Here is a 462-nt window from a genome sequence, read left to right as displayed (position 1 = left end):
GGCGTAGGCCGCTGACCTGCGCTGGGGGGTTTCGCCCGGGGCGTTGGTGAGTTCCGGGCGCCGGCCGGTGAGTTCCGGCTGTTGGCGCAGGTCAGCGGCCGGTGAGTACGTCCGTAGATGGGCCGTCCGGGCGGTGGCCAGGTTCAGCTGGAGTTGCTGGCCGAGCACGGGCCGCTCGGGCCGGTGTGGTGGCGCTACGGCCGCCCCGGCCGGCACTACCTCACCGAGGCGCTCGACAACCCGGACAACCGCGCCGCCTACGACCGGCGCCAGGCCGCCCCGGACGGTGGTGAGCAGTTCGGCGGTGGCCGGGTTCTCCTCGGCGGCCGGTCGCGGGCCTGCCGCCGCGCATCCCGGCGGCCCCCTTGCCGACCGGGACCGCTGGCAGCCGCGGGAGGGAGCACCGGCGCCGTCGCCGGGCTCGTTCCGTGCGGGGGGGGGGCCGCGCGCCGGCCGGGCGCC

The 462-nt window shown here is 78.4% G+C and carries 1 pseudogene; it reads left to right on the top strand.

Annotated elements, in window-relative coordinates:
* Positions 1–153: 153 nt before the first annotated feature.
* Positions 154–462: pseudogene (locus ACFV61_RS35800) on the top strand (hypothetical protein); the annotation flags it as partial.

The organism is Kitasatospora sp. NPDC059817, assembly GCF_042731835.1.
Taxonomy (GTDB): domain Bacteria; phylum Actinomycetota; class Actinomycetes; order Streptomycetales; family Streptomycetaceae; genus Kitasatospora.
Note: the sequence above shows the minus strand (reverse complement) of the source record. Positions and strands in the feature narration are given on the sequence as shown.